The sequence below is a fragment of the Hyphomicrobiales bacterium genome (assembly GCA_030688605.1).
Taxonomy (GTDB): Bacteria; Pseudomonadota; Alphaproteobacteria; order Rhizobiales; family NORP267; genus JAUYJB01.
The window spans coordinates 1-21,945 of the sequence record JAUYJB010000001.1 but is presented as its reverse complement, the minus strand read 5'-3'; the positions used below and the strand labels follow the sequence as shown (position 1 = coordinate 21,945).

24 protein-coding genes are annotated in these 21,945 nt (G+C 66.4%); 11 read left to right on the top strand and 13 right to left on the bottom strand.

Translation table 11 applies throughout. The annotated features are described in order from the left end of the window. Positions 1-27: 27 nt before the first annotated feature. From Q8P46_00120 to Q8P46_00110, 3 genes are all read left to right on the top strand, one after another. Positions 28-540: an O-acetyl-ADP-ribose deacetylase gene (locus tag Q8P46_00120; protein MDP2618575.1), complete on the top strand. Its 513-nt coding sequence runs from the start codon at positions 28-30 to the stop codon at positions 538-540. 156 nt (positions 541-696) lie between these two features. Then, the gene (locus Q8P46_00115; GenBank protein ID MDP2618574.1) at positions 697-1,905 is read left to right on the top strand and encodes an O-antigen ligase family protein; all 1,209 of its coding nucleotides are present in this window, start codon (positions 697-699) and stop codon (positions 1,903-1,905) included. Beyond that, on the top strand, positions 1,905-3,065 hold the full coding sequence (locus Q8P46_00110) for a glycosyltransferase family 4 protein (protein MDP2618573.1): 1,161 nt from the start codon (positions 1,905-1,907) through the stop codon (positions 3,063-3,065). The genes Q8P46_00115 and Q8P46_00110 overlap by 1 nt, the downstream gene beginning before the upstream one ends. On the opposite strand, the gene Q8P46_00105 is transcribed toward Q8P46_00110, so the two are convergent. Continuing rightward, positions 3,050-4,051: a glycosyl transferase gene (locus Q8P46_00105; protein MDP2618572.1), complete on the bottom strand. Its 1,002-nt coding sequence runs from the start codon at positions 4,049-4,051 to the stop codon at positions 3,050-3,052. The two genes, Q8P46_00110 and Q8P46_00105, sit on opposite strands and share 16 nt — an antisense overlap. A 237-nt stretch (positions 4,052-4,288) precedes the next feature. On the opposite strand from Q8P46_00105, the gene Q8P46_00100 reads away from it, so the two are divergent. From Q8P46_00100 to Q8P46_00085, 4 genes are read left to right on the top strand one after another with little or no spacing between them, the layout of a single operon-like run. Further along, positions 4,289-4,729, top strand: a complete 441-nt coding sequence (locus Q8P46_00100; GenBank protein MDP2618571.1) for a Fur family transcriptional regulator — start codon at positions 4,289-4,291, stop codon at positions 4,727-4,729. Next, positions 4,726-4,881 (top strand): hypothetical protein, encoded by a 156-nt coding sequence (locus Q8P46_00095; protein MDP2618570.1) that lies wholly within the window; start codon positions 4,726-4,728, stop codon positions 4,879-4,881. The genes Q8P46_00100 and Q8P46_00095 overlap by 4 nt, the downstream gene beginning before the upstream one ends. 10 nt (positions 4,882-4,891) lie before the next feature. Then, the gene (locus Q8P46_00090; GenBank protein ID MDP2618569.1) at positions 4,892-5,638 is read left to right on the top strand and encodes an ABC transporter ATP-binding protein; all 747 of its coding nucleotides are present in this window, start codon (positions 4,892-4,894) and stop codon (positions 5,636-5,638) included. Beyond that, positions 5,617-6,507 carry a metal ABC transporter permease gene (locus Q8P46_00085; protein MDP2618568.1) on the top strand — a complete coding sequence of 297 codons (891 nt, stop codon included), beginning with the start codon at positions 5,617-5,619 and terminating at the stop codon, positions 6,505-6,507. The genes Q8P46_00090 and Q8P46_00085 overlap by 22 nt, the downstream gene beginning before the upstream one ends. On the opposite strand, the gene ccoS is transcribed toward Q8P46_00085, so the two are convergent. The 8 genes from ccoS to ccoN all read right to left on the bottom strand — a co-directional run bounded on the left by ccoS (position 6,504) and on the right by ccoN (position 14,388). Next, on the bottom strand, positions 6,504-6,671 hold the full coding sequence (ccoS, locus tag Q8P46_00080; GenBank protein ID MDP2618567.1) for a cbb3-type cytochrome oxidase assembly protein CcoS: 168 nt from the start codon (positions 6,669-6,671) through the stop codon (positions 6,504-6,506). The genes Q8P46_00085 and ccoS overlap by 4 nt on opposite strands. Continuing rightward, entirely contained in the window at positions 6,668-8,962 is a 2,295-nt protein-coding gene (locus Q8P46_00075) for a heavy metal translocating P-type ATPase (GenBank protein MDP2618566.1), read from the bottom strand. The genes ccoS and Q8P46_00075 overlap by 4 nt, the downstream gene beginning before the upstream one ends. 3 nt (positions 8,963-8,965) lie before the next feature. Continuing rightward, a complete protein-coding gene (locus tag Q8P46_00070; GenBank protein MDP2618565.1) occupies positions 8,966-9,451 on the bottom strand; it encodes a FixH family protein in 486 nt (161 codons plus the stop codon). 18 nt (positions 9,452-9,469) lie between these two features. Next, positions 9,470-10,936 (bottom strand): cytochrome c oxidase accessory protein CcoG, encoded by a 1,467-nt coding sequence (gene ccoG / locus Q8P46_00065; GenBank protein ID MDP2618564.1) that lies wholly within the window; start codon positions 10,934-10,936, stop codon positions 9,470-9,472. A gap of 68 nt (positions 10,937-11,004) precedes the next feature. Further along, a complete protein-coding gene (ccoP, locus tag Q8P46_00060; protein MDP2618563.1) occupies positions 11,005-11,874 on the bottom strand; it encodes a cytochrome-c oxidase, cbb3-type subunit III in 870 nt (289 codons plus the stop codon). A 3-nt stretch (positions 11,875-11,877) separates the two neighbouring features. Continuing rightward, positions 11,878-12,027: a cbb3-type cytochrome c oxidase subunit 3 gene (locus tag Q8P46_00055; protein ID MDP2618562.1), complete on the bottom strand. Its 150-nt coding sequence runs from the start codon at positions 12,025-12,027 to the stop codon at positions 11,878-11,880. Between the two features lie 5 nt (positions 12,028-12,032). Next, complete coding sequence (ccoO, locus tag Q8P46_00050; protein ID MDP2618561.1) at positions 12,033-12,767, bottom strand: cytochrome-c oxidase, cbb3-type subunit II; 735 nt, start codon at positions 12,765-12,767, stop codon at positions 12,033-12,035. Positions 12,768-12,786: 19 nt separating this feature from the next. Beyond that, entirely contained in the window at positions 12,787-14,388 is a 1,602-nt protein-coding gene (ccoN, locus tag Q8P46_00045) for a cytochrome-c oxidase, cbb3-type subunit I (protein MDP2618560.1), read from the bottom strand. A gap of 224 nt (positions 14,389-14,612) precedes the next feature. On the opposite strand from ccoN, the gene Q8P46_00040 reads away from it, so the two are divergent. After that, positions 14,613-15,200 carry a hemerythrin domain-containing protein gene (locus tag Q8P46_00040; protein ID MDP2618559.1) on the top strand — a complete coding sequence of 196 codons (588 nt, stop codon included), beginning with the start codon at positions 14,613-14,615 and terminating at the stop codon, positions 15,198-15,200. A gap of 12 nt (positions 15,201-15,212) precedes the next feature. Here the strand turns inward: Q8P46_00040 and Q8P46_00035 are convergent, their stop codons facing one another. After that, positions 15,213-15,461, bottom strand: a complete 249-nt coding sequence (locus Q8P46_00035) for a hypothetical protein (protein ID MDP2618558.1) — start codon at positions 15,459-15,461, stop codon at positions 15,213-15,215. A gap of 276 nt (positions 15,462-15,737) precedes the next feature. Here Q8P46_00035 and Q8P46_00030 point away from each other — a divergent pair, with 276 nt between their 5' ends. Beyond that, positions 15,738-16,454, top strand: a complete 717-nt coding sequence (locus Q8P46_00030) for a metallophosphoesterase family protein (protein MDP2618557.1) — start codon at positions 15,738-15,740, stop codon at positions 16,452-16,454. A gap of 36 nt (positions 16,455-16,490) precedes the next feature. Then, positions 16,491-17,378 carry a helix-hairpin-helix domain-containing protein gene (locus Q8P46_00025; GenBank protein MDP2618556.1) on the top strand — a complete coding sequence of 296 codons (888 nt, stop codon included), beginning with the start codon at positions 16,491-16,493 and terminating at the stop codon, positions 17,376-17,378. Between the two features lie 4 nt (positions 17,379-17,382). On the opposite strand, the gene Q8P46_00020 is transcribed toward Q8P46_00025, so the two are convergent. Genes Q8P46_00020 through Q8P46_00010 form a run of 3 tightly spaced genes read right to left on the bottom strand, consistent with a single transcriptional unit; the run spans position 17,383 to position 20,491 of the window. After that, positions 17,383-18,579: a methionine adenosyltransferase gene (locus Q8P46_00020; GenBank protein MDP2618555.1), complete on the bottom strand. Its 1,197-nt coding sequence runs from the start codon at positions 18,577-18,579 to the stop codon at positions 17,383-17,385. A 3-nt stretch (positions 18,580-18,582) separates the two neighbouring features. Then, positions 18,583-19,305, bottom strand: coding sequence for a protein-L-isoaspartate(D-aspartate) O-methyltransferase (locus Q8P46_00015; protein ID MDP2618554.1), 723 nt, complete (start codon positions 19,303-19,305; stop codon positions 18,583-18,585). A 43-nt stretch (positions 19,306-19,348) separates the two neighbouring features. Then, positions 19,349-20,491: a CapA family protein gene (locus Q8P46_00010; GenBank protein ID MDP2618553.1), complete on the bottom strand. Its 1,143-nt coding sequence runs from the start codon at positions 20,489-20,491 to the stop codon at positions 19,349-19,351. A gap of 163 nt (positions 20,492-20,654) precedes the next feature. Here Q8P46_00010 and Q8P46_00005 point away from each other — a divergent pair, with 163 nt between their 5' ends. Next, positions 20,655-21,107: a hypothetical protein gene (locus tag Q8P46_00005; GenBank protein ID MDP2618552.1), complete on the top strand. Its 453-nt coding sequence runs from the start codon at positions 20,655-20,657 to the stop codon at positions 21,105-21,107. Positions 21,108-21,945: the final 838 nt, after the last annotated feature.

Here is a 21,945-nt window from a genome sequence, read left to right as displayed (position 1 = left end):
TCCAACGCGCCAGCGGGAGCCGCGCCCGTGCTTGTCCTTGAGGTCCTGACCGGCGACATTACCAAGCTCGCCGTCGATGCGATCGTCAACGCCGCCAATACGAGTCTGCTTGGCGGCGGCGGCGTGGATGGCGCCATTCACCGCGCTGCCGGGCCTGGGCTTGCCGAGGAATGCCGCCGCCTTGGCGGCTGTCCGACCGGCGAGGCCCGTCTGACGTCCGGCCACCGCTTGCCAGCCCGCTACGTGATCCACACCGTTGGCCCGGTGTGGCGCGGCGGCACTTCCAAAGAGGATGATCTTCTAGCCAGCTGCTACAGGAGTTCCCTTTCCTTGGCAGTGGAAAATGGTCTCGCCTCGGTCGCCTTTCCCGCTATCTCGACCGGCGCTTACCGGTTTCCATCGCGGCACGCAGCGACGGTGGCGGTCGGCGCGGTACGCGGCTATCTGATAGATGCCAAGGCGCCGCCACGGGTCATCTTCTGCTGCTTCAATGAGGAGTCAGCCCGGCTGCATCGGGAGGCATTGGCGGAAGATGGCTGAGTGCCCTTGGAAATGCTTTCAATATGATCATTTTTGTGAGCATAAGTTTCCGTAAGGCGACTACGAACGCAACAAACTCCGTGTGATCTATGTATCGGCCCTGCTCAATTCCTTATGCTCTCAAGCCTTGCAAAGAAATATTACTATAAGTGGAGCTTGACGGCAGACGAACGGGTTGTCCTGCTGCTGCCGCCGGCAACGCTGCTGTTCCCGCAGTCCGCCGCGGCTTGCTTGATGGCAATTGCCCTTGTTCTGCTCTTCACGCGCTTTCGCGACTACAAGGCAATTTTTTCGATCGTGCCGGCGCTCGTTCGCTCGCCGCTGGCGGTGACAGCCGGTCTGTTCTTGATTTGGGTGGACTTGTCGTGCCTGTGGTCTCCGGTGCCTGAGGTCTCAGCCACGCGCCTGTTCAAGACCCTGACGATGGTCGCCGCCACCGTCTTCTTGTTGGCCGTCGCGGCAACCGAGCGGCTTTCCGGCGACCGCTCGATGCGTTTCATGAGCGCCATAACCGTGCTGTGCGCGGCTCTGACCGCCCTGCTCATTGTCACATACCCGCAGGTCGGCACCCTCTTGGGTATCCGTCTCACCGACCGCCAATTCCACCGCATTGCGCTCATCCTAGCCTTGCTGCTGCCGTTCATCATGGCTCACCGCCGGTACAGCCTGGCGCTCAGGGCTGGGCTGTGCCTGCCGCTGATCGGGGCGGTGTTCATGACCGCCAGCGAGACCGCAAAGCTGGCCGTTCTGGTCGCCGCGGCGAGCTTCCTCTTGGCCACCCTTTCCTGGCCCACCGCCATATTCATCGTTGCCTTTGCGTGCGTTTTCTTGACGCTGCTCATGCCCCTCTTGTTGCCGTTTCTGCAATCGGCGATCCCCGCCGGCCTGATTGCCATGCTCGCCGACGCCCACGCTGCCGAGCGTCTGGCAATCTGGCGCGAGCACGCGCAGCTGATTCCGCTCCGCCCGTGGCATGGCTGGGGTATAGGGAGTACGCGCGCCGTGCTCGACCATGTCGACCCGCAGACCCTGATGGAACTGAAGATCACGCCCATCGTCGCCATCCACTCACATAACCAAATCTTGCAGATCTGGCTCGAGCTCGGCGCCATCGGTATCGGTCTGTTCTGCGCCGTGCTCATCGCGGTGGTCTACCGCATCAACGCCATGCCTCCCGCAACGCGGATCGCAGCCTTGTCCCTGATCGCCACCATCTATGCGATCAGCGTCGTCGGTCATGGTCTTTGGCAAAGCTGGTGGGTGGCACTGATCGGCGCCCTTCTGGTCTTGGTTCTGGCGCTTGAACGACGCGAACGGCAGATGCAAGGCATCGCTGCGCAGGCGGTGACTCGGATTCCCGCCTGATGAAGCCGCGGCGCCTCCTCATTTGTTGCAATTCGCTGGCCTATTTCATCAATCATCGCTTGGCTCCAGCGCTACTAGCGCGTGGCGACGGCTTCGAGGTGCATGTCGCGGCAAGCGCCGATATCAATCCGGCCGCCCTTTCCCAGCTTGGGCTCATTTACGAACCCCTCGTCATCACCCGCCGGCGTCTGGCGCCGCTTGCCGACCTCGGCGCCGCGCTTGCCGTGCGCCGCCTGGCCCGCGCGCTGGCCCCCGATGCGGTCCACGCGATCACCATGAAGGCAGCGCTGGTGACGCTGGCGGCACTGCCCGCGGACACGGACCGGCGCTTGATTGTTACCTTTCCCGGGCTTGGCCGGATCTTTTCCGATCCTCGTGGGCTGTGGCCGGGTCTGCGAAAGCGCACGGTCATCGCCCTGTTGCGGCGTTTCTTTCGCCGCCACCGCAAAGCCGTGGCGAGCTTCGAAAATATGGCCGACCGGGATTTCTTCATTGCCCGCAAGATCGTCACGCCGGAAAACACAGTCATACTGCGCGGCACCGGCATCGACCTTTCCCGTTTCGCGCCTAGATCGGCTGGCGACGTCAAGGAGGCGCAGCCTCCGACGGTGCTTTTCGCCGGCCGCCTGCTGCGGCAAAAAGGCATCATCGAATTCTTGGGCGCCGCCCGGTCCTATCTCCGCAAGGCACGGGACGAAGGCTGGCCGCCGGCCCGTTTCTCCGTCGCTGGCGAGCCAGACCCCGGCAATCGCGATTCCATCGACCAAAGCAAGCTTGAAGGCCTGAGCGCCGGTACCGGGGTAGTGCTTCTCGGCCATGTCGCCGACATGCCGAGCCTGCTGCAGCGCATGGACATATTGTGCCTGCCGACGCGCTATGGGGAGGGGCTGCCGCGCATTCTGCTGGAGGCAGCGGCAAGCGCGGTGCCGGCGGTTGTCAGCGATGTTGCCGGCTGCCGTGAAATCGTTATCGACGACGAGACTGGCCGTCTTGTCCCACCTGGCGACTCGCGGGCCCTCCTCGAAGCCTTGCATGAATTGATTGATTCGCCTGAGTTGCGCTTGAAGATGGGGCGCAATGCGAGAAGGCGGGTCGAGGACGGCGGCTTCGACGAAGAGACCATCGCCCGCGCTTTCCTCGCGCTTTACCGCAGCGACTGATCGTCCCCTCCGCGCGTCGACAACCATGTCCAAAGGCCGACCGTCGCGGCCGCGGCCGCAACGAGGGCGAAAAACGGCGCGGCAAGAGAGAAAAGGGCAAGGGCGACGAGGGCGAGGTTGAGGCCGGCGATCCGGACGACGACGCCGGCGTGGCTCATGCCCCCCTGGACGGCGCGCTGATAGGCGTGATCCCTGTGCGGCAGCCAGAAGGGCACTCCGCAAAGGGTGTGGCGGATCAGCGTTGCGCTGGCATCCAATAGGAAGAAGCCGGGCAGGATTATGGCGGCAGCGAGCGCACCGCTTCGCGCCAGCTCAATCAAGAGCCAGGCGACCAGGAATCCGAGCGTGACGCTGCCGACGTCGCCGAGGAAGATCCGCGCCGGATGCCAGTTCCAGGCGAGGAAGCCAAGCGCCGCGCCGCCCAAGACCGCGCCCTTCGCGCCAAGCCCGCCCCCGAGCCCGGCAACCGCCGCGACCGCAACGACGCCAAGACAGACGATTGCCGTCTCGGAGGTCGCCAGCCCGTCGATCCCATCCATGAAGTTATAGAGGTTGACGAACCACAGAAGGGCGAGACCCACGAGGGCACGGTCGAGCCAGGCGAATTCACCCCCGAGAATGACCGGGCTCCAAGGTCCGGCGAAGACGGCAAAGGCGACGGCGCAAGCCTGCGCGCCAAGCCGCGGCCTCCAGTCGAGCTCCTTGAGGTCGTCGAGCGCGCCGATGACGGCGAGAATGAGCGCGGCCCCGATCGGCACCGCATCGCCGCGGTCGAGCGGCCAGTCGAGCCAGGCCCACAGCGCCAGCACCACCAGCACCGCCGCCGCCCCACCGCCGCGCGGCTTCGCGGTTGCGTGCAGCGAGCGGGCATTGGGCTGGTCGTAGACGCCGTATCTGCTGAGCGCGCGAAGCGCCAGCCCGGTCAGCGCCGCGCTGGCGAGAAGCGCCACAATCCCGACAATGATCAATTCGCCCGCAAGCGCCATGGCACGGTAGCCCCCTAGAGCATGTTCCGCAAAAGTGGGAACCGGTTTTGCGACAAGAACATGCTCAACCAAATAGATCGGACCGAAATCCCATTCAGATCAGGTGGATTTCGGTCTATCCCAGTCTTCACCCGGGCGGCCCGCGCTGGCAAGAGCACGGCGACAAATCGGCGGTGCCCAGCCGCCGATTGACAAGCGCTCAACTGTAACTTTATAACATTTATTGGGAGAACCATCATGACCCGAAGCCATGCCCCTGCCAGCCAAGTCCGACACCTGCCGCGCAACCAGTCGCTCGTCCTCAACGCCCTGCGGCGCGGGCGCGGGCCGCGTACGGCCTATGAGCTGCTCGACGCGCTGCGCGACAAGGGCTTTCGAGCGCCGCTCACCGTCTACCGCGCCCTTGAGGGCCTGCGCGAGAAGGGGCTGGTGCATCGCATCGAGAGCATCAAGGCGTTCGTCGCCTGCTGCGAGGAGGATCACGACGACCGCCCCGCCTTTGCGCTGTGCGACCGTTGCGGCGCGGTGGTCGAGTTCGAGGACCCGGAGCTGGTCGCCCTGGTGCGGCGCGTCTCCCGGCGTACGGGGTTTACCATCGAGCGCGCCATGATCGAGCTGATCGGCACCTGCGGCCCCTGCGCCGGCGGCGGCCGGACGGACAAGAGACCGGGTGCATGAGCGCCGCACCGGCATCGGACGCGGGCGAGCGGCGGGAGGACGCCGGATCGGCGCCGTTTTCGTTCCTGCGCCTTGGCGCCCGCGAAAGACTGCTCGGCGCCGCCGCCGCCACGGCGGCCTTGTGGCTCGCCGTGTGGTGGGCGATCGCGTGAGAGAGCCGGCATGACCGCATCCGTCCGCTTCGACAATCTGACGCTCGGCTATGATCGCCACCCGGCGATCCACCATCTTGACGGCACGGTGCGGGCGGGTGCGCTGCTCGCCGTCGCCGGCCCCAACGGTGCCGGAAAGTCGACCCTGCTCAAGGGCATCGTCGGCCTCTTACGCCCGCTTCAGGGCCGCATCGTGCTCGACGGCTGCCGGGTCAAGGACATCGCCTACCTGCCGCAGGTCAACGGCATCGACCTGAGCTTCCCGATCAGCGTCCATGATTTCGTCGCCATGGGCCTGTGGCGTCGGGTCGGCGCGCTGGGGCGGATCGGCCGGCGGGAGCGCACCCGCATCGCCGCCGCCATCGGCGAATGTGGCCTTAACGGCTTCGAGCCCCGGCCCATCGCAACGCTGTCCGGCGGCCAGATGCAGCGTCTCCTGTTCGCCCGCCTCGCCCTGCAGGACGCGCCGCTCATCCTCCTCGACGAGCCGTTCATGGCTATCGACGAGAAGACGGTGGCCGACCTTCTCGCCCTCATCCAGGGCTGGCATCGCGAAGGCCGGACGATCCTCGCCGTGCTGCATGATCTCGACATGGTGCGCGGCCATTTTCCCGAAACGCTGATCCTCGCCCGCGAGCCCGTCGCCTGGGGGCCGACGCGGGAGCTCCTTGCCCACAGGGAGCATCTTGACCGCGCCCGCTCGATGATGGAGGCCTGGGACGAGGCGGCTGCCGCATGCCCGCGGGCGGCGGCATGAGCCCCGTCGAGCTCCTGTTCGCCCCCTTCGTCGAGGTGGAAGTCATGAAGCGGGCGCTGGTCGGCGGCTTCGCCCTGTCGCTCGGCGCGGTGCCGGTCGGCGTCTTTTTGATGCTGCGGCGCATGAGCCTGATCGGCGATGCCCTGTCCCACGCCATCCTGCCCGGCATCGCCGTCGGCTATTTCATCTCCGGCCTGTCGCTCACCGTCATGACCCTGGGCGGGCTCGCGACGGGCCTGGCGGTGGCGCTGTTGTCGGGCCTGATCGCCCGCGCCACGACGCTGAAGGAGGATACCAGCTTCGCCGCCCTTTTAATCGTGGCGCTTGCCCTAGGCGTGGCCATCGTCTCGCTCAAGGGCGCCGACGAAGAGCTTGTGCACCTGCTGTTCGGCGATGTCGAGGCGCTCGACCGGACGGCGGTCATGTTCCTCGCCGTGGCGGCAACCCTCAGCCTCGCCGTGCTGGCGCTCATCTATCGCCCGCTCGTCATGGAATGCGTCGACCCGCTGTTTCTGCGCTCGGTCAGCCGCGCCGGCGGCGTCGCCCATCTCACTTTCCTGGTGCTGATGGTGCTGAACATGGTCGCCGGATTCCGGGCGCTGGGAACGCTGATGGCCATCGGCATCATGATCGTGCCGGCGGCGGCGGCGCAGCTCTGGGCCCGCAGCGTGCCCGGCCTGATCGTCGCGGCGCTCGCCATCGGGCTCGCATCCTGCTGGCTCGGGCTTGCTGGCGCCTACCATCTGCGCCAGCCCCCCGGGCCGGCGGTCGTGCTGGCGGCGGGACTGTTCTACGCCCTGTCGGTCCTGTTCGGCCGCGCCGGCGGGCTGATCCGCCGTCTGCCGCCGGCCCCGCACCTCGAAGCCTAGATTTCGCCGTCTCGGGCAGCCTCGTCGTCGTCCTCGTTGAGGATGCGGTGGGCGGCACCCTCCATATCCTCGAACTGGCCGGAGCGCAGCGCCCACAGGAAGGCTGCAAGCCCCAGCCCCCCGAGAAAGAGCGCCACCGGGATCAGCACCAGAAGGTTGCTCATGCCGCGGGCCTCAGCGCCACCGCCGCATCGCCCGCCGGGGCGGGCGCGGGTGCTGCCTGGTCGCGGGCCGCGAGCATGCCGATCCTGAGCCTGAGCGCGTTCAAGGTGACGGTGAGCGAGGAGGACGACATGGCGAGCGCCGCGATCAGCGGCGAGGCCAAGCCGGCGACCGCCAGCGGCACGGCGAAGAGGTTATAGGCGAAGGCAAGCGCGAAATTCTGCCCGACCACGCGGTTTGCCCGCCGCGCCAGGGCGAAACAGTCGCAAACGCTCGCCAGACGATCGTTGAGAAACACGAAACTTGCCGCGGTGCGGCTCACATCCGCCGCCGTGCCCGGCGACATGGAGACGTGGGCCGCGGCAAGCGCGGGCGCGTCGTTGATGCCGTCGCCGACCATCAGCACCTTGCGCCCATTGGCGCCCAGTTCCTCGAGCCGCGCCACCTTGTCGGCGGGGCGCGCCGCGGCGGTGAACCGCTCAATCCCGAGCTTGTCGGCGACCTTGCGCACGGCGGCCTCCGTGTCTCCCGACAGAAGCTCGACCTCAAGGCCCGCCGCCCGCAGCGTGGCGATAGTTTCGGCGGCATCGGCGCGTATTTCGTCGCGGAAGCGGAATCGGATCGCCGGCCCGTTGCCGGCACGCAGCCAAAGCTCCATCAGCCCCTCGGCCCGCGCATCGCCGGTCGCTTCGGCGCCGCTCCATTCCGCGCGGCCGAGCCTGACGCGTTTGCCCGCTTGGACCCCTTCAAGGCCCTCGCCGGGGACCTCGCGGATTTGGCCTGTCTCCGCCGCCTCGATACCGCGCCTTGCGGCGGCATCCGCGAGCGCGCGCGACAAGGGGTGGCGGCTTTCCCGCGCGAGGCCCACGGCAAGCGCCATCGCCTCGCCGTCCGCGCTTTCAGCATCGACGAGCGCCGGCCGCCCCCGGGTCAGCGTGCCGGTCTTGTCGAACACCACCGTGTCGATGCCGGCGAGCTTCTCGATGGCTCCCCCATCCTTGACCATGATTCCGGAGCGGAACAGGAGGCCGCTGGCGACCACCTGGACCACTGGCACGGCGAGCCCCAGGGCGCAGGGGCAGGTGATGATGAGAACCGCGGTGGCGGCGAGGATCGAGGCGTGAACGTCGCCGCCGGTCGCCCACATCCAGCCGATGAAGGTCGCGGCCGCCAGGAGATGCACGCCGGGCGCGTAGACGCGCGCGAAGCGGTCGGCAAGCGCCACGTAGCGCGCCTTGCCGCGCTCGGCCTCCTCCATCAGCCGGATAGCCTCGGCGAGGAACGTATCGGCGCCGGCCGCCTGGACCTTCAGCTCCAGCGGCCCGGTGAGGTTGAGGCTGCCGGCATAGACCGCCGCGCCGGGACCGGCCGGCTCGGGGACCGTCTCGCCGGTGACCAGCGACCGGTCGAGGTCGCTCCTGCCCTTGACCACGACCCCGTCCACCGGCGCCCGCTCGCCGGCGGCGACCGCCACCGTCATGCCGGGCCTGACCCGCGACAGGGGCACGTATCTGCGCCCGCCGCCCGGCTCGATCAGCGTCGCGCCGGAGGCGCCGAGCGCCATCAGTTCGGCGACCGCGGAACGGGCCCGCGCGCGCAGCCTGTGGTCGAGATAGCGGCCGATGAGCAGGAAGAACAGAAGCGTCACCGCGGCGTCGAAATAGACGTGCGCCCCGTGATTGAGGGTCTCGTAGAGGCTGGTTCCCGCCGCCAGCAGCACGGCGAGCGAGATCGGCACGTCCATGTTGAGTCCGCCGCCCTTCAGCGCGGCGAATGCGGACCGGAAGAAGGGGCGCCCGGCATAGGCGATGGCCGGAATGGCGATCAGCGCCGAGATGGCGTGGAACAGGTCGCGGGTCGGACCTTGCGCCCCCGACCACACCGAGACCGAAAGCAGCATGATATTGGCGGCGGCGAAGCCCGCGACCGCCAGCGACCGCAACAGTTCCCTTCCCGCCGCGTCGTCGTCGCCCGCAGCGATAGCCGCCGCGTCGAACGGCTGAACCCGGTAGCCCAGCGCCGCGACGCGCCTGACGAGGGCGGCGGGGTCCGCCTCTCCGGCGCGCCAATCGACTCCGACCCGGCGCGTCGACATGTTGACGCGCGCGTGGGTCACGCCGGGTGTGGAATTCAGCGCCTTTTCGATGCGGGCGATGCAGGCGGCGCAATGGATGCCCGGCACCAACAGGTCGAGATGCTGCTTTCCGGCGCCTGCGTCGCGCACCCAGGCGGAAGGGTCGGGAAGGTCGCTCGGCTCCGGTTCCGGCGGGGCGATCACCGAACAGCAGGACATGGTCTATCCGTCTTCCCGGACCCACAGGCGGAAGATGCGGCGGTAGTGCCGGCCGGCGCCGTCGCGCGCGGTGACCTCGACGTTCCAGGCTCCCGCGGCAAGCCCGCCGTCCGCGGCATAAAGCCCGTCGCCCCGGTCGTCGAGCTCAACGGCGCGGTCCTCGGCCTCGTTGGTCGGCCGGCCGAGCCTGGCGGCGACGGCGAGGCCCGGTAGCGGCCGCCCGGTCGCATCCGTTATTTTGAAGACAACGCCGTCGGCGTCCGCCTCGAGATCGCTGCGCCAGCCGAGAAGCTCTTGCCTGGCCGCATCGGCGAGCACCTCGCCATAATGCTGGCTCTCCACATAGCCGTTGCGCGCGACGAGGCCGGTCCAGGAGCCTGCCGCGACCACCGCCAGCACCGCGTTCGCGCCGATGACGACGGCGAAAAAGGCTATGATTGCCGCCAGCATGTGCCGGCCGGTAAACTCGCGTGGATTTCCCTTTGCCATGGCCCGCTCGCCCTATCGTCATGGCGCGTGGAAGGCCGCATGGTAGTCCGCGTCTTCCTCGCCGGCGACGTCCTCGACCTCGAACTCGAACTCTGTCCGGCCGGCTCTAACATAAGCCGGCCCGACGGTGACATAAACCCTGAGCGAGCGCACCCGGTCGGCGCCGACATCGACGCGCACGCTCTCCGCCGGCGGCGCGTCGCTGCCGGCGACTGTGAAGGTCGCCCCTTCGAGATCCTCCAGGGACAGCTCGAAGCTGCGCGGCTGCGGCACCATGTTCAAAATCTTGACGGTGTAGCCGTTGCGCACGCCGCCATCGGACAGCCGCACATACAGAGGATTGCGGTCGTGCAGCACATTGACCTCGAGCCGGTCGCGGTCGGCCAGCACAGCCAGCATGGCGAGGCCGGCAAGCGCCCATACGGAGGCGTAGACGATGGTGCGCAGGCGCACCACCTCGCGCCAGGAAAGCTTGGCCACCTTGCCCGCCGCGCGCTCCTTGAAGTCGGTGAGCGTGGTGTAGGAAATCAGCCCGCGCGGCTTGCCGATCCTGTCCATCACCCCGTTGCAGGCGTCGATGCACAGTGCACAGGAGATGCATTCGAGCTGCTGGCCGTCGCGGATGTCGATGCCTTGCGGGCACACGGCAACGCACATGTTGCAGGCGACGCAGTCGCCGAGCGAGGGGTCGCGCTGCTTCGCCAGGTATCCGCGCGGCTCGCCGCGCCAGTCGTTATAGGTGACGATCAGCGTGTTTTCGTCGAACATCGCCGACTGGATGCGCGGCCACGGGCACATATAGATGCACACCTGCTCGCGCATGAAGCCGGCGAATAGGTAGGTGGTGCCCGTGAGGACGGCTATGGTGGAATAGGCGATGAACGGGGCCTCGCCGGTGACGAGCGCCTGGGCCAGCCACGGCGCGTCGGCGAAATAGAAGATCCAGGCCCCCCCGGTGGCGACCGCGATGACCAGCCAGGCCGCGTGTTTGACAACCCGCTTTGCGATCTTTTCCAGCGTCCACCGGGCCCGGTCGAGCATGATGCGGGCATTGCGGTCGCCCTCGACGAAACGCTCCACCACCAGGAACAGGTCGACCCAGACGGTCTGCGGGCAGGTATAGCCGCACCAGGCGCGGCCGAGCACCGAGGTGACTAGGAACAGGCCGACGCCGGCCATGATCAGCAGGCCCGCGACATAGTAGAATTCCTGCGGCCAGATCTCGACAAAGAAGAAATAGAATCGGCGGTGGGCGAGGTCGACGAGCACCGCCTGGTCCGGCGCGAAGGGACCGCGGTCCCAGCGGATCCAGGGGGTAAGATAGTAGATGGCGAGCGTCACCGCCATCACCCACCATTTGAGGGCGCGGAAGGTGCCCGAGGAGCGCATCGGGAAGATCTTCACGCGCGCCTTGTAGAGCTCGCGCGTCGCTTCCTTGCTGACGGGTTCGACATCGACGCGGTCGACCGCGTCAACGTCGCGCATGACGGTGTTCATCGACAGGTCCAAACGGCTGAAACCTTATTTTGTCGTCAAGGTTCCGGCCACAATAGCTATTCACCGCCGCCCAACGAATGCACGTAAAGCGCCAGCTGCTTGATGACTGTATCGTCGAGCCGCCTGGCCCAGGCCGGCATGACGCCGTGGTTCGGGTTGGTCACTTGTGCGGCAATTGCCTCGGCGCTGTCACCGTAAAGCCAGATCGCATCGTTTAGCGCCGGTGCTCCCTGGTTCCGGTCGCCGTCTCCGGTGGCGCCATGGCAGTCCGCGCAATTGTCGGTAAAGATCTGCACCCCGCGGATCGTGGAGTCCGCCTCATGGTCCTTGCCGGAAAGCGACAGCACGAATTGCACCACGTCGGCGATCTGCGCCGGCTCCAGCAGCCCATCGCGGCCGAAGGCGGGCATCTCCGAAATCCGCGCATCCTCGTCGGCGGCGTAGCGGATGCCGTGGCGGATGCTCATGTCGATGCCATCGAGCGAGCCGCCCCACAGCCAGTCGTCATCGTTGAGATTGGGAAATCCCCGCCCCCCTTGCGCGCCGGAGCCGTGGCAAGGCGAACAGTTGACCGCGAAGGCCGACCTGCCGCCGGCCAGCGCAAATTCGAACAGCGACTGGTCGGCGCGGATGTCTTCGAGGGGAAGGACTGCGATCTGATCCAGATACTGGCTTTGCGCCGCCTTGGCGGCGGCGATGTTCGCGGCCACTTCAGCGCGGCTCGAATAGCCGAGAACGCCGCTGGTCGCGGAGCTTACCAGCGGCCATGCCGGATAGAGAATGGTGTAGATCAGCGCCCAAACGATGGTCGCATAGAAGGTCCACAGCCACCATCTCGGCAGCGGCGTATTGAGCTCCTTGATGCCGTCCCACTCATGGCCCGTGGTTTCGGTTCCGCTCACTTGGTCGCGTTCGGGCTCCGCCATGGATTAGTCCTCTTTGAGCGGGATGCGGGCGGTATCCTCGTAGATCTCCTCGGCGCCCGGCCGCATCACCCACATGATGACGGCAAGGAAAACGACGACCAGGAACACCAGCCCCCAGGTGTCGGCAAGATGACGTAGCGTCTCATATTCCATTGGCCTTACCTCAGATTTTCCGGCGCGTCCGCCTTGTAGACGGTGAAGTCGACCAGCGTGCCGAGCATTTGCAGATAGGCGACCATCGCGTCCATCTCGGTGATCCGCGCAGGCTCGCCGTCGAAGTCACGCACCGCGATCTGCCCACCGTAGCGCTCCCAGAGCGCGTCGACGCCGTCGTCCTCCTCGTTGGTTTGTGCCTTGAGGTCGACGGCTGCATTTTCGATCATCTCGTCGGTATAGGGCACGCCGACGGCGCGGTTGGCTTGCAGGTGCGCGGCGATATCGTCCGCCTCAAGTTCGGTCCGGGCCAGGAACCCATAAGACGGCATCACCGATTCGGGCACCAGTGCGCGCGGGTCGGTCAGATGCTCCACGTGCCATGTGTCCGAGTAGCGGCCGCCAACGCGGGCAAGATCCGGCCCCGTTCGCTTCGAGCCCCATTGGAACGGGTGGTCGTACATGCTCTCGGCCGCCAACGAGAAGGGGCCGTAGCGCTCGACCTCGTCGCGGAACGGGCGGACCATCTGGCTGTGGCAGACATAGCAGCCCTCGCGGACGTAGATGTTGCGCCCGGCCAGCTCCAGCGGCGTATAGGGCCGTATCCCCTCCACCTTCTCCACCGTGTTCTGCAGATAGAACAGCGGCGCGATCTCGACGATGCCGCCGACGGTGACGACGAGAAGGCTGAGCACCAGGAGGAGCGTCGCGTTGGTCTCGATTTTCTTGTGATCGATCATTGCCCGATCTCCTCCGCGTCTAAGCGCGCGACGCGGCGGGCGCGCCCATCGGCGCCTCGGAGCGCTGGTGGCCGAGAATGGTGCGCCAAATGTTGTAGACCATGACCAGCGCGCCGATGAGGAACAGCCCTCCGCCGGTGGCGCGGATCAGATAGAAGGGATGCATCGCCTGAACGCTCTCCGCGAAGGAGTAGACGAGGAAGCCGAGAGAATCATATTCGCGCCACATCAGACCCTGCATGATGCCGGAAACCCACATCGCGGCGGCGTAAAGGACGATGCCCAACGTCGCCAGCCAGAAGTGCCAGTTGACGAGCCGTAGAGAGTAGAGCTCCGGCCGGTTCCACAGCTTCGGCACCAGATAGTAGAGGGAGCCGAAGGAGATCATCCCGACCCAGCCGAGCGCGCCCGAATGCACGTGGCCGATCGTCCAGTCGGTATAGTGGCTGAGCGAGTTGACCGCCTTCACCGACATCAACGGCCCCTCGAAGGTCGACATGCCGTAGAAGGCGACCGAGATGACCATCATGCGGATGACGGGATCGGTCCGCAGCTTGTCCCAGGCGCCGGACAGCGTCATCAACCCGTTGATCATGCCGCCCCAACTCGGCATCCACAGCATCACCGAAAACACCATGCCCAGCGTCTGCGCCCAGTCCGGCAGTGCCGTGTAGTGGAGATGGTGGGGGCCGGCCCAGATATAGAGGAAGATCAGCGACCAGAAGTGCACCACTGACAGACGGTAGGAATAGATCGGCCGCTCGGCCCGTTTGGGTACGAAATAATACATCATGCCGAGGAAGCCGGCGGTGAGGAAGAAGCCGACCGCGTTGTGCCCGTACCACCACTGGGTGAGGGCATCCTGCACGCCGGCCCACACCACGTAGCTCTTGGTGCCGAGGAACGACACCGGCACGGCGAGATTATTGACCACGTGCAGCATTGCGATGGTGACGATGAAGGAGAGATAAAACCAGTTCGCCACATAGATGTGCGGCTCCTTGCGCTTGTAGATGGTCCCCAAGAACACCGCCAGATAGGCGACCCAGACGAGGGTCAGCCACAGATCGACGTACCATTCGGGCTCCGCATATTCCTTCGACTGGGTGACGCCGAGGAGATAGCCGGTCGCCGCCAGCACGATGAACAGCTGGTAGCCCCAGAATACGACCCAGGCGAGATTGCCGAAGGCGAGCCTGGCGCCCGTGGTGCGCTGGACGACGTAGAAGCTGGTGCACAAAAGCGCGTTGCCGCCGAAGGCAAAGATGACGGCGGACGTGTGCAGCGGCCTCAGCCTGCCGAAGGTGGTCCAGGGCAAGTCGAGATTGAGCACCGGATAGGCGAGCTGCAGGGCGATGACGAGGCCGACCAGAAAGCCGGCGATGCCCCAGAACAGTGTGGCGATGGTGCCGGCGCGCACGACACTGTCGAGATATTTGCTTTTTTCAACCTTGCCGCCGCCGCTCGGCATCGTCCTGATGCGAATGGCGATGGTGACGAGGCAGGCCAGGACCACCACCCATGCGTGGGCGGCAAACAGCCCGTCTTCGGCCTTTACCGCCACGACGAGCGCCCCCAGTCCGCCAAGGCCCAGTAGGATGATCGTCGCAATCGCCCCCATTACATATCCTCCGCCACGGCCGTCCAGCAGTCCCTATGCGACATCATGTCCGGCGCCCGCGGCCCGGAGTGACCTGGGCGCCGTATCTGGGGCACCGTCCCTCCTGCGGTGGTGGGAGGCATTGACACAAATCAAAGCCGCTCGCAGCCGAACAGAGTAGGTGGAGTAAAAAAGACCCGCCAGACGGTCCAAAAACGGGCATCCAAATGATGAGGAACCGCCAAATGTCCGAGCCGCGTCTACACGGGCTTGGCGTTTCGCAGCCGAGCACGAACGAAGAGTCGGTGTCGACACCCAACCCTCTTGATCTGATCGAGCTCCAGCATGCTGGCCAGGTATCCCTGTGCGACGCGCTGGAGGAGATCGCCGACAGCCTGCCGGGTAAGATTGACGCCGCAGTGATGACCAGGGCGGTGGCTGGCCTAAGCAATGACCTGCCGCTGTTGCAGCGCGACATGAACGAGGGAGTGTTTCCCCTCCTGCAGGCCCACTGCCTGCCCGAGGACCGCGTCGAGGACATGCTGCCGCGCTTGATCATGGAGAAAACGATCGACCTCAGCTTTGCCGGCGAGATCATCGAGGCGCTCGGCGCCATGGCCGGCGGCGCGCCCGTCAGGAATCCGAATACGCTCGGCTATATGCTGCGCGGTTTCTTCGAGAGTTACCGCCGGCACCTGCATTGGGAGAGCACGGTGATCCTGCCGATCGCCCGCAAGCGGTTTTCCGAGGGAGCCCTGCGCGAACTGAGTGGCAGGATGCGCACGCACCGTTCAGAGTGCGAAATGGGCCGCGAGCCGAGCCGGCCGACCTAGAGCCGGAACATCTCAAATCGCGTAATGCTGGATGATCGCGGCAATCCGCCGTGCGGCTGTTTCAAGGGCCTGTCCGCCGACGCCTGTGCAACCCAGAAGCAAGCCGCTGCGCCGCGGCTTTTCCAAATAATACTGGCCGATGAAGCGGACGGTCAGTTGGGCCTGAAGACAGTCTGCGGCAAGCGCCTCTTCATCTCGGTAGCCGAACCAGACCGGCAGGGACAGCCTTCCGTCCGGCAGGGCGACGCTAGAGCGGTTCATGGTTATAGGCGAGCTTCGCCCGGCGCGTCAGCGCCACGCCGCGTGCCTTTTTGAGGTTGGAAAAGAAATGGCCGTTGGTGATGAAGTCGGCAAGCGCTGAGGCGCGCGCACCGCTATGGATGCAGAATGGGGATCGAGCAAAGCCGGCCGAGCCGTCTCCTGCCGCCGCATCTTTGCGTACGGCCCGCGGCGCCCCACATATCAGTGTGAAACGCGCCGTCCCACAGCGCAAATTCATCCCGGTCAAATGGCTGCACATCGCCGGGAGGGGCATACGTGACGCAACAAGCCAAGAACCAAGCGGATCGAATCCTTTATGCCGTCGGTGACATTCACGGGTGCGCCGACCTTCTGGCCGAACTCGAACACAAGATCGTCGCCGACTGGGAGCATCAAGGCCGCAAGGAAAGCCTGTTGATATTCCTCGGAGACTATGTCGACCGCGGGCCGCAATCCGCGAAGGTCATCGAGCGGCTGATCGAGGGCTTCCCGCCACCGTCGGTGCATTTGCGCGGCAATCACGAGCAGATCTTGTTGGATTTTCTCGACGATCCGGGGCTGGGCGATCTGTGGCGGCGCAATGGCGGCATGGAGACGCTCGCTTCCTACGGCGTCGATATCGACGCGATCTATAACGGCGGTGGGTTCGAGCGCGCCGCCCGTGATCTGAAGGCGTGCTTGCCGGCGGCGCATTTGAGCTTCCTGAACGGGCTCAAGATGTGGTTCCAAGCCGGCCGCTATTTCTTCTGTCACGCCGGCGTGCGCCCCGGGGTGCCGCTCGAGGCACAGACGGCGGACGATCTGCTGTGGATCCGCGAGCCTTTTCACTCCAGCCACACGGATTTCGGTAAGATCGTGGTACACGGTCACACGCCCGTCGAAACAGCAGACGTTCGCCCCAACCGCATCAATATCGACACCGGCGCCGTCTTCTCCGGCAAGCTGACCTGCCTGGTAATGAACGGCGCGGCAACCAGGTTCATCACCACCTGATCCGGGGGGTGGAGCCTTTCGGGCCCAGATTGACGCATGCGAGCAGCAAAGGCAGAAACAGGCACGGCACCCGCCGACGGCGGTTGGAACGGCTTCATCGCCGAGAAGCTGCGCGAGGCGGCAGCCCTGCTCGCCCAGCAGCAGGCCAACCCTTTCCGCGTCTCCGCCTATCGCCACGCCGCCGACACCATCGCCGCGCTCGACCGCGACGTGGCGGCGATCTTTGAGGAGGACGGCGAGGAAGGGCTCGAGGCGCTGCCCCATATCGGCCGCTCGCTTGCCGCCGCCATCGCCGAGATGGTGCGCACCGGCCGCTGGTCGCAACTCGATCGCCTGCGCGGCACGCTCGACCCGGTCAAGGCGTTCCAGACGGTACCCGGCATCGGGCCGGAGCTTGCCCGGCGCATCCACGACCATCTGCATATCGACACGCTGGAGGCGCTGGAGCTTGCCGCCCATGACGGCAGCCTGGAGCGGGTGCCGGGCCTCGGGCCGCGGCGCGCCGCGATTGTCCGCCATGCCCTTGCCGCCATGCTCGCCCGCCGCCGCCCACAGCTCTCCGGTGCGCTGCCGGCGCGCCCCGACGTCGGCCTCATCCTCGACGTCGATGCCGAATATCGGCGCAAGGCCAAGGCCGACACCCTGCCGAAGATCGCACCGCGGCGGTTCAACCCGACCGGGACCGCCTGGCTACCGATCCTGCATGCCCAGCGCGGTGACTGGGAGTTCACCGCGCTTTTCTCCAATACGCCGCTGGCCCACGAGCTCGGCCGCACCCGCGACTGGGTAGTGATCTACTTCCACACCGACAACGACCCGGAAGGCCAGTGCACGGTGGTGACCGAGACGCGCGGCAGCCTGGAGGGGCAGCGAGTGGTGCGCGGCCGCGAGGAGGAGTGCCGGCGCCACTATCGCCAAGCGTGACGCATCAGGCCACAGCACGGCGGCCTTCCAGGAAATCCTCGGCAAGCTCCGTCACATTGGCAATGCGGGCTGAGGCGATCTCTTCGACGCGCGACCGCAAGTCCTCGACCGGGGTACCGTCCGCGGTGGCGATGCGGATCTCGACCAGCGCCGGGTCGGTGATCGGGTGGCCGATGCGGCTGACGAGCATGCATTGCGCCGCCGCCACCTGTTCGAGCTCGGCGCACAAGGCCTCGGCGATGATCCCGGCAAGCGCGTTATAGAGCTTGCCGACATGGGTGACCGGGTTCTTGCCGGCGGCGGCCTCCAGGCTCATCGGCCGGTGCGGGGTGATGAGGCCGTTCATCCGATTGCCGCGACCGACCTGCCCGTCGTCTCCGGCTTCCGCCGAGGTCCCGGTAACCGTGAGATAGACCGAGCCGGCGGCGACATCGTCCGCCGTGTTGACCGCGATCCGGGCTTCCACGAAGCCGTGAGCAGCGGCGAGCGCCCGCACTTTGTTTTCGGCCGCCCGCTTTTCGGCAAGATAGGAGTCCATGTCGCCGAGCTGCGGGCCGATCATGGCGCAGGCGACGGTCATTTCGAGCCGCTGATCGCGCCGGAACGCCATGATCTTGACGTCCTCGCCGCGCGCCGGCGGCAGCCCGCCGCCCGCTTCGCCTGCAAGGCTTGCGCCTGCCGCGCGCACCAGCTCTTCCACCGGCGACAGCGGCGCATAGCCGACCCCGAAGGAGGTGTCGTTGGAAAACGGCACCTTCGCCTGCCGCTGGCGCTCGAAGACCTCGACGAGATCGACCGAGCCGGGCCGCACCAGATTGTGGATGCAAACATGGCGCTCAGGATCGAGCGCGTGCATGTTCCCGGCCAGCCATTGCCGCGAGCCTTCGACCGCGATCTCCTCGATCGGGACATCGTCATTACCGATGCGCGTCACCGCGCGCCCGCACAGATAAATGTCGATCGGCTCAAGCACCTCTCCACCGCCGAAACGCGCCTTGGCGCTGCCGCCGCGCAACAGCGCCTTGTCGACATTGTGATGCAGGATGGCGCCGTAGCGGTCGCGATAGTGGCGGCTCAGATTGCGCGAAAAGGCCTCCGCCAGTGCATCGCAGATCGTATCCGGATGGCCGAGGCCCTTGCGCTCGACGATCTCGGCCGGCCCGGCGCCGGCCGGCAGCGCGCTCAGAACCAGGGCGTCCATCGGCTACGGCTCGTCGAACGGCATCAAGGTGAGCGCCGGATCATGGGTCGGGCCGTCTCCGTTCCCGCTCCAGCCCTCCGCCCCGATCAACGGCACGAAGGCGACCCAGAACAGGTCCTCTTCCTCGAAGCGGTCCTCCGCCGTCCGCGTCACCCGCACCAGCTGCTGCATGCCGCCGGGCCGCTCGACCGGGATCACCAGCCGGCCGCCGACCTTGAGCTGGTCTTTCAGCGCATCCGGCACCCGCGGCCCGCTGGCGGTGACGCTGACGCCGTCATAGGGCACCGCCTCCGGCCAGCCCTTGGTGCCGTCCGCCTCGATGACGTGGACATTGTCATAGCCGAGCCGCTCGAGCGTCTTGCGCGCCGTCTCGACCAGCCCGTGCAGGCGCTCGACGGTATAGACCTCGGCGGCGATGGCCCCCAGCACGGCTGCCGCATAGCCGCAGCCGGCGCCGATCTCGAGCACCCGCTCGCCGCCCTTCAGAGCCAGCGCCTGGGTCATGTAGGCGACCATATAGGGCTGCGAGATCGTCTGCCCCTCGCCGATCGGCAACGGCATGTCGGCATAGGCGAGATCGCGGTATCGCTCGTCGACGAATTCGTGCCGGGGCACGGTGCGCATCGCATCGAGCACCAGCGGGTCATCGATGTCGCGGCCGGCAATCTGGAACTCGACCATCTCCTCCCGCAAGCGGCCGTAATCGGGCGCAGTTTTGCTCATCATCGCTATGTTCCACTCTTTCTTCGCCCTTTCGCCATGACGTGCGTCAAGACAGCCGCGCGGCGATGACGCCGTCCCTGTCGCGCTCTATGGCGACGCCGAGCGGCGCGCTCTCCCGGGCCAGCATCCCCGCCAGCCACTCCGCCTCCTCGGGCGAGGCGCGGACCAGCGAGAATCGCCTGACCCGGAACGGCAGCATGCGAAATGCCCTGAGCGCGCCTGCGCCGGCATCGAAGCTCGCGGCGTAGAGCAGGACGAGATCGCCGCGATAGGCCTCATAACCGCGTATACCCTCGTAATCGTTGAGAAAGTCGCCGCAGCCATAGAGGATCGGCTTGCCGTGATAGAGCTCGATCCCCTTGGGGTGGTGCGAGGAATGGCCGTGGACGATGTCGACGGCGCCGGCGTCGATCAGCCATTGCGCGAAGCGGCGCTTCTGCAGCGAGATCGCATAGCCCCAATTGCCGCCCCAATGGATCGAAGCGACGACGATGTCACCCGGCCCGCGCGCCGCGCCGACCTGGGCGGCGATGGTCTCGGCGCTCTCCTCGCTGAGGTCGGCCAAGAGATTGACGCCCGGACACTCCGCCGTCGCGGCCCAGTCGAGGGGAACGCCGCTCGACGGCGAGCCGAAGGCGAAGACGAGGACGCGGCCAGCGCCGCATTCAATGATCGCGGGCGCCGCCGCGGCCGCCGCGTTAGCCCCTGCGCCGGCGATCTTCAGGCCCAGGGCCGGCAGGGTCGCAAGCGTGTCCGTCAGGCCCTCCAAGCCCCAATCGAGGACATGGTTGTTGGCGAGCGTGCAGCAGTCGATGCCGGCGGCGGCAAGGCAAGCGGCGTTTTCCGGGCTCATCCGGTAGTTGATGCCCTTCGGCGCATGATCGTCGGAGCGGGTGACGGCGGTCTCCAGATTGACGATCCAGGCATCCGGCGCAAGCGCGTCGCGCGCCGCCAGCACGTCGCCCCAGACATAGGCCAGATCGACCGGATAGCGGATCTTGCCGTTGGCGTCTTCGGCAAGCGCCACATAATCGCGCGCCGAGGCCACATAGCCCTCATGGAGCCGCGGGTCGCAGGGCTTCGGCAGCACCTGGTCGATGCCGCGGCCGGTCATCACGTCGCCCGACAGGGCAAGCGTGATCCGGCCGCCATTTCCCCGCCGCGCGGGTCTGCCGCCTTTTCCCGCCATGCCCCAATCCCCCATCCGCATGGATCAACAGCCTCAAGCATAGCGCAATTGGGCCATCTCATGTCGCATCTTGACCCCGATCAATGACGTTTTGCGGACAGGGACGAGAATGGGGGGCGGTTCTGCCTCTGGGGCGCCCCAGGGGGAGCCAGGGGAGGTCGGCATGGAACGCTACTCACTCGACATCGCGCCCGAGCAGGTGGTCCTGTGGCTGCTCGACGAGCAGCGGAGGGGGTGCCGAAAGCTCGAAGTGTCGGCCTCCCGCGCCTACGAGGCGCCGGAGATTGCCGCGCGCGAGCTTTCCGGTCTCGGCGACGAGGAGCGCGACGAGCTGAGCGACGTGCTCGAAGTCGGCCTGTTGGAGGTCACGCCGCCGCCCGGCAGCGCCCGCTGGACGCTGCGCATCCGCTTCGAGGACGATACGGCTCAGCGCCTGCCCGAGGACGAGGCGGTGCCCGAGGGCGAGGAGGAGATCGACCTTGAGACCTTCTACCGCGACTTCATCGAGCCGCCGCGCGGCACGCTCGAGGTCAGCGTCGAGGTCGAGAGCCCGGCGGCGAAGGGGCAGCTCAACAAGATCCTCAACGCCATCCTGCGCGACCGCCACGGCCGCTGAGAGACGCAAGAATAACGCGTTGGGGCAAGACCCTGCTGCGCGACCACACTGTCAAAGAGCAAACGAAGACCGCCCCGAGTGTCAGGGCAAGCTTCGCCATTGCCGCGAGCAGGACCGCTCCGGCTTATGCCTTAACTTTCCCCGTCGCCCATGGGCTGCGGGGGCGCGGGCGCTTCACGTCGCACCGCACTAATAGACTGGCGCTCCGCGAAGCGGCCGCCGCGGCGATTTTGGGCCATTGTCCGACCGCATCTTCGACGCGCCGGGCAGCGGGCTCTTCACCCGCCTTGACCGCCCCAGGGCTCTTTCGAGATAGGGGCTAGCCCGGTCGCCTTAAGCCCCAAACGGGCAGCCCCGCCATAGTACGGTACGGGCGGCCTGGACGGCCTCCCCGGGCGGCCGCGCCGACTAACGAACGCAGACCCGCCGGAGGCGCCGCTCCTCTCCCCGTGGGCGGTGTCGGATCCAGACCACGCCCCCGCACGGGAGAAGATGCATCCGAGTCTAAGGGCGGTTTTCAGAGCGGGGATAACTTTGCCCGGAAAAAATTGTTGCTGGTTAATGGAGAGTGAAGATGGGGCCCAAGGCTTCACCCCCACCCGGCTCCGCGTAAGGCGCGGGGCCAGCCCGCGCCAACGCTTAGCATCCCTCCCCCGTCAAGGCTATCGTATGCACACATCTCAAGTGAGCCGCCCAAGCCATTTCGAAAAAGCGAGTCTTTCCAACAAATGCGAAGGCACCGGATACTGACCGTTTCTCCTAAGGTAGGGCAGATAAGTTATTGGAATCATTGAAGTCAAAAAGATGTGTGAATCCGATAGCCCGTCAAGGGGGAGGG

Excerpts from the sequence above, each read along its gene's own strand:
- Q8P46_00110 (MDP2618573.1), top strand. The coding sequence starts at position 1,905 with ATGAAGCCGCGGCGCCTCCTCATTTGTTGCAATTCGCTGGCCTATTTC.
- Q8P46_00035 (MDP2618558.1), bottom strand. The coding sequence starts at position 15,461 with ATGAACCGCTCTAGCGTCGCCCTGCCGGACGGAAGGCTGTCCCTGCCG.
- Q8P46_00100 (MDP2618571.1), top strand. The coding sequence starts at position 4,289 with ATGACCCGAAGCCATGCCCCTGCCAGCCAAGTCCGACACCTGCCGCGC.
- Q8P46_00070 (MDP2618565.1), bottom strand. The coding sequence starts at position 9,451 with ATGGCAAAGGGAAATCCACGCGAGTTTACCGGCCGGCACATGCTGGCG.
- Q8P46_00010 (MDP2618553.1), bottom strand. The coding sequence starts at position 20,491 with ATGGCGGGAAAAGGCGGCAGACCCGCGCGGCGGGGAAATGGCGGCCGG.
- ccoO (MDP2618561.1), bottom strand. The coding sequence starts at position 12,767 with ATGATCGATCACAAGAAAATCGAGACCAACGCGACGCTCCTCCTGGTG.
- ccoS (MDP2618567.1), bottom strand. The coding sequence starts at position 6,671 with ATGAGCAACCTTCTGGTGCTGATCCCGGTGGCGCTCTTTCTCGGGGGG.
- ccoP (MDP2618563.1), bottom strand. The coding sequence starts at position 11,874 with ATGGCGGAGCCCGAACGCGACCAAGTGAGCGGAACCGAAACCACGGGC.
- Q8P46_00075 (MDP2618566.1), bottom strand. The coding sequence starts at position 8,962 with ATGTCCTGCTGTTCGGTGATCGCCCCGCCGGAACCGGAGCCGAGCGAC.
- Q8P46_00005 (MDP2618552.1), top strand. The coding sequence starts at position 20,655 with ATGGAACGCTACTCACTCGACATCGCGCCCGAGCAGGTGGTCCTGTGG.
- Q8P46_00090 (MDP2618569.1), top strand. The coding sequence starts at position 4,892 with ATGACCGCATCCGTCCGCTTCGACAATCTGACGCTCGGCTATGATCGC.
- Q8P46_00015 (MDP2618554.1), bottom strand. The coding sequence starts at position 19,305 with ATGATGAGCAAAACTGCGCCCGATTACGGCCGCTTGCGGGAGGAGATG.
- Q8P46_00085 (MDP2618568.1), top strand. The coding sequence starts at position 5,617 with ATGCCCGCGGGCGGCGGCATGAGCCCCGTCGAGCTCCTGTTCGCCCCC.
- Q8P46_00055 (MDP2618562.1), bottom strand. The coding sequence starts at position 12,027 with ATGGAATATGAGACGCTACGTCATCTTGCCGACACCTGGGGGCTGGTG.
- Q8P46_00020 (MDP2618555.1), bottom strand. The coding sequence starts at position 18,579 with ATGGACGCCCTGGTTCTGAGCGCGCTGCCGGCCGGCGCCGGGCCGGCC.
- Q8P46_00025 (MDP2618556.1), top strand. The coding sequence starts at position 16,491 with ATGCGAGCAGCAAAGGCAGAAACAGGCACGGCACCCGCCGACGGCGGT.
- ccoN (MDP2618560.1), bottom strand. The coding sequence starts at position 14,388 with ATGGGGGCGATTGCGACGATCATCCTACTGGGCCTTGGCGGACTGGGG.
- ccoG (MDP2618564.1), bottom strand. The coding sequence starts at position 10,936 with ATGCGCGACGTTGACGCGGTCGACCGCGTCGATGTCGAACCCGTCAGC.
- Q8P46_00095 (MDP2618570.1), top strand. The coding sequence starts at position 4,726 with ATGAGCGCCGCACCGGCATCGGACGCGGGCGAGCGGCGGGAGGACGCC.
- Q8P46_00105 (MDP2618572.1), bottom strand. The coding sequence starts at position 4,051 with ATGGCGCTTGCGGGCGAATTGATCATTGTCGGGATTGTGGCGCTTCTC.
- Q8P46_00040 (MDP2618559.1), top strand. The coding sequence starts at position 14,613 with ATGTCCGAGCCGCGTCTACACGGGCTTGGCGTTTCGCAGCCGAGCACG.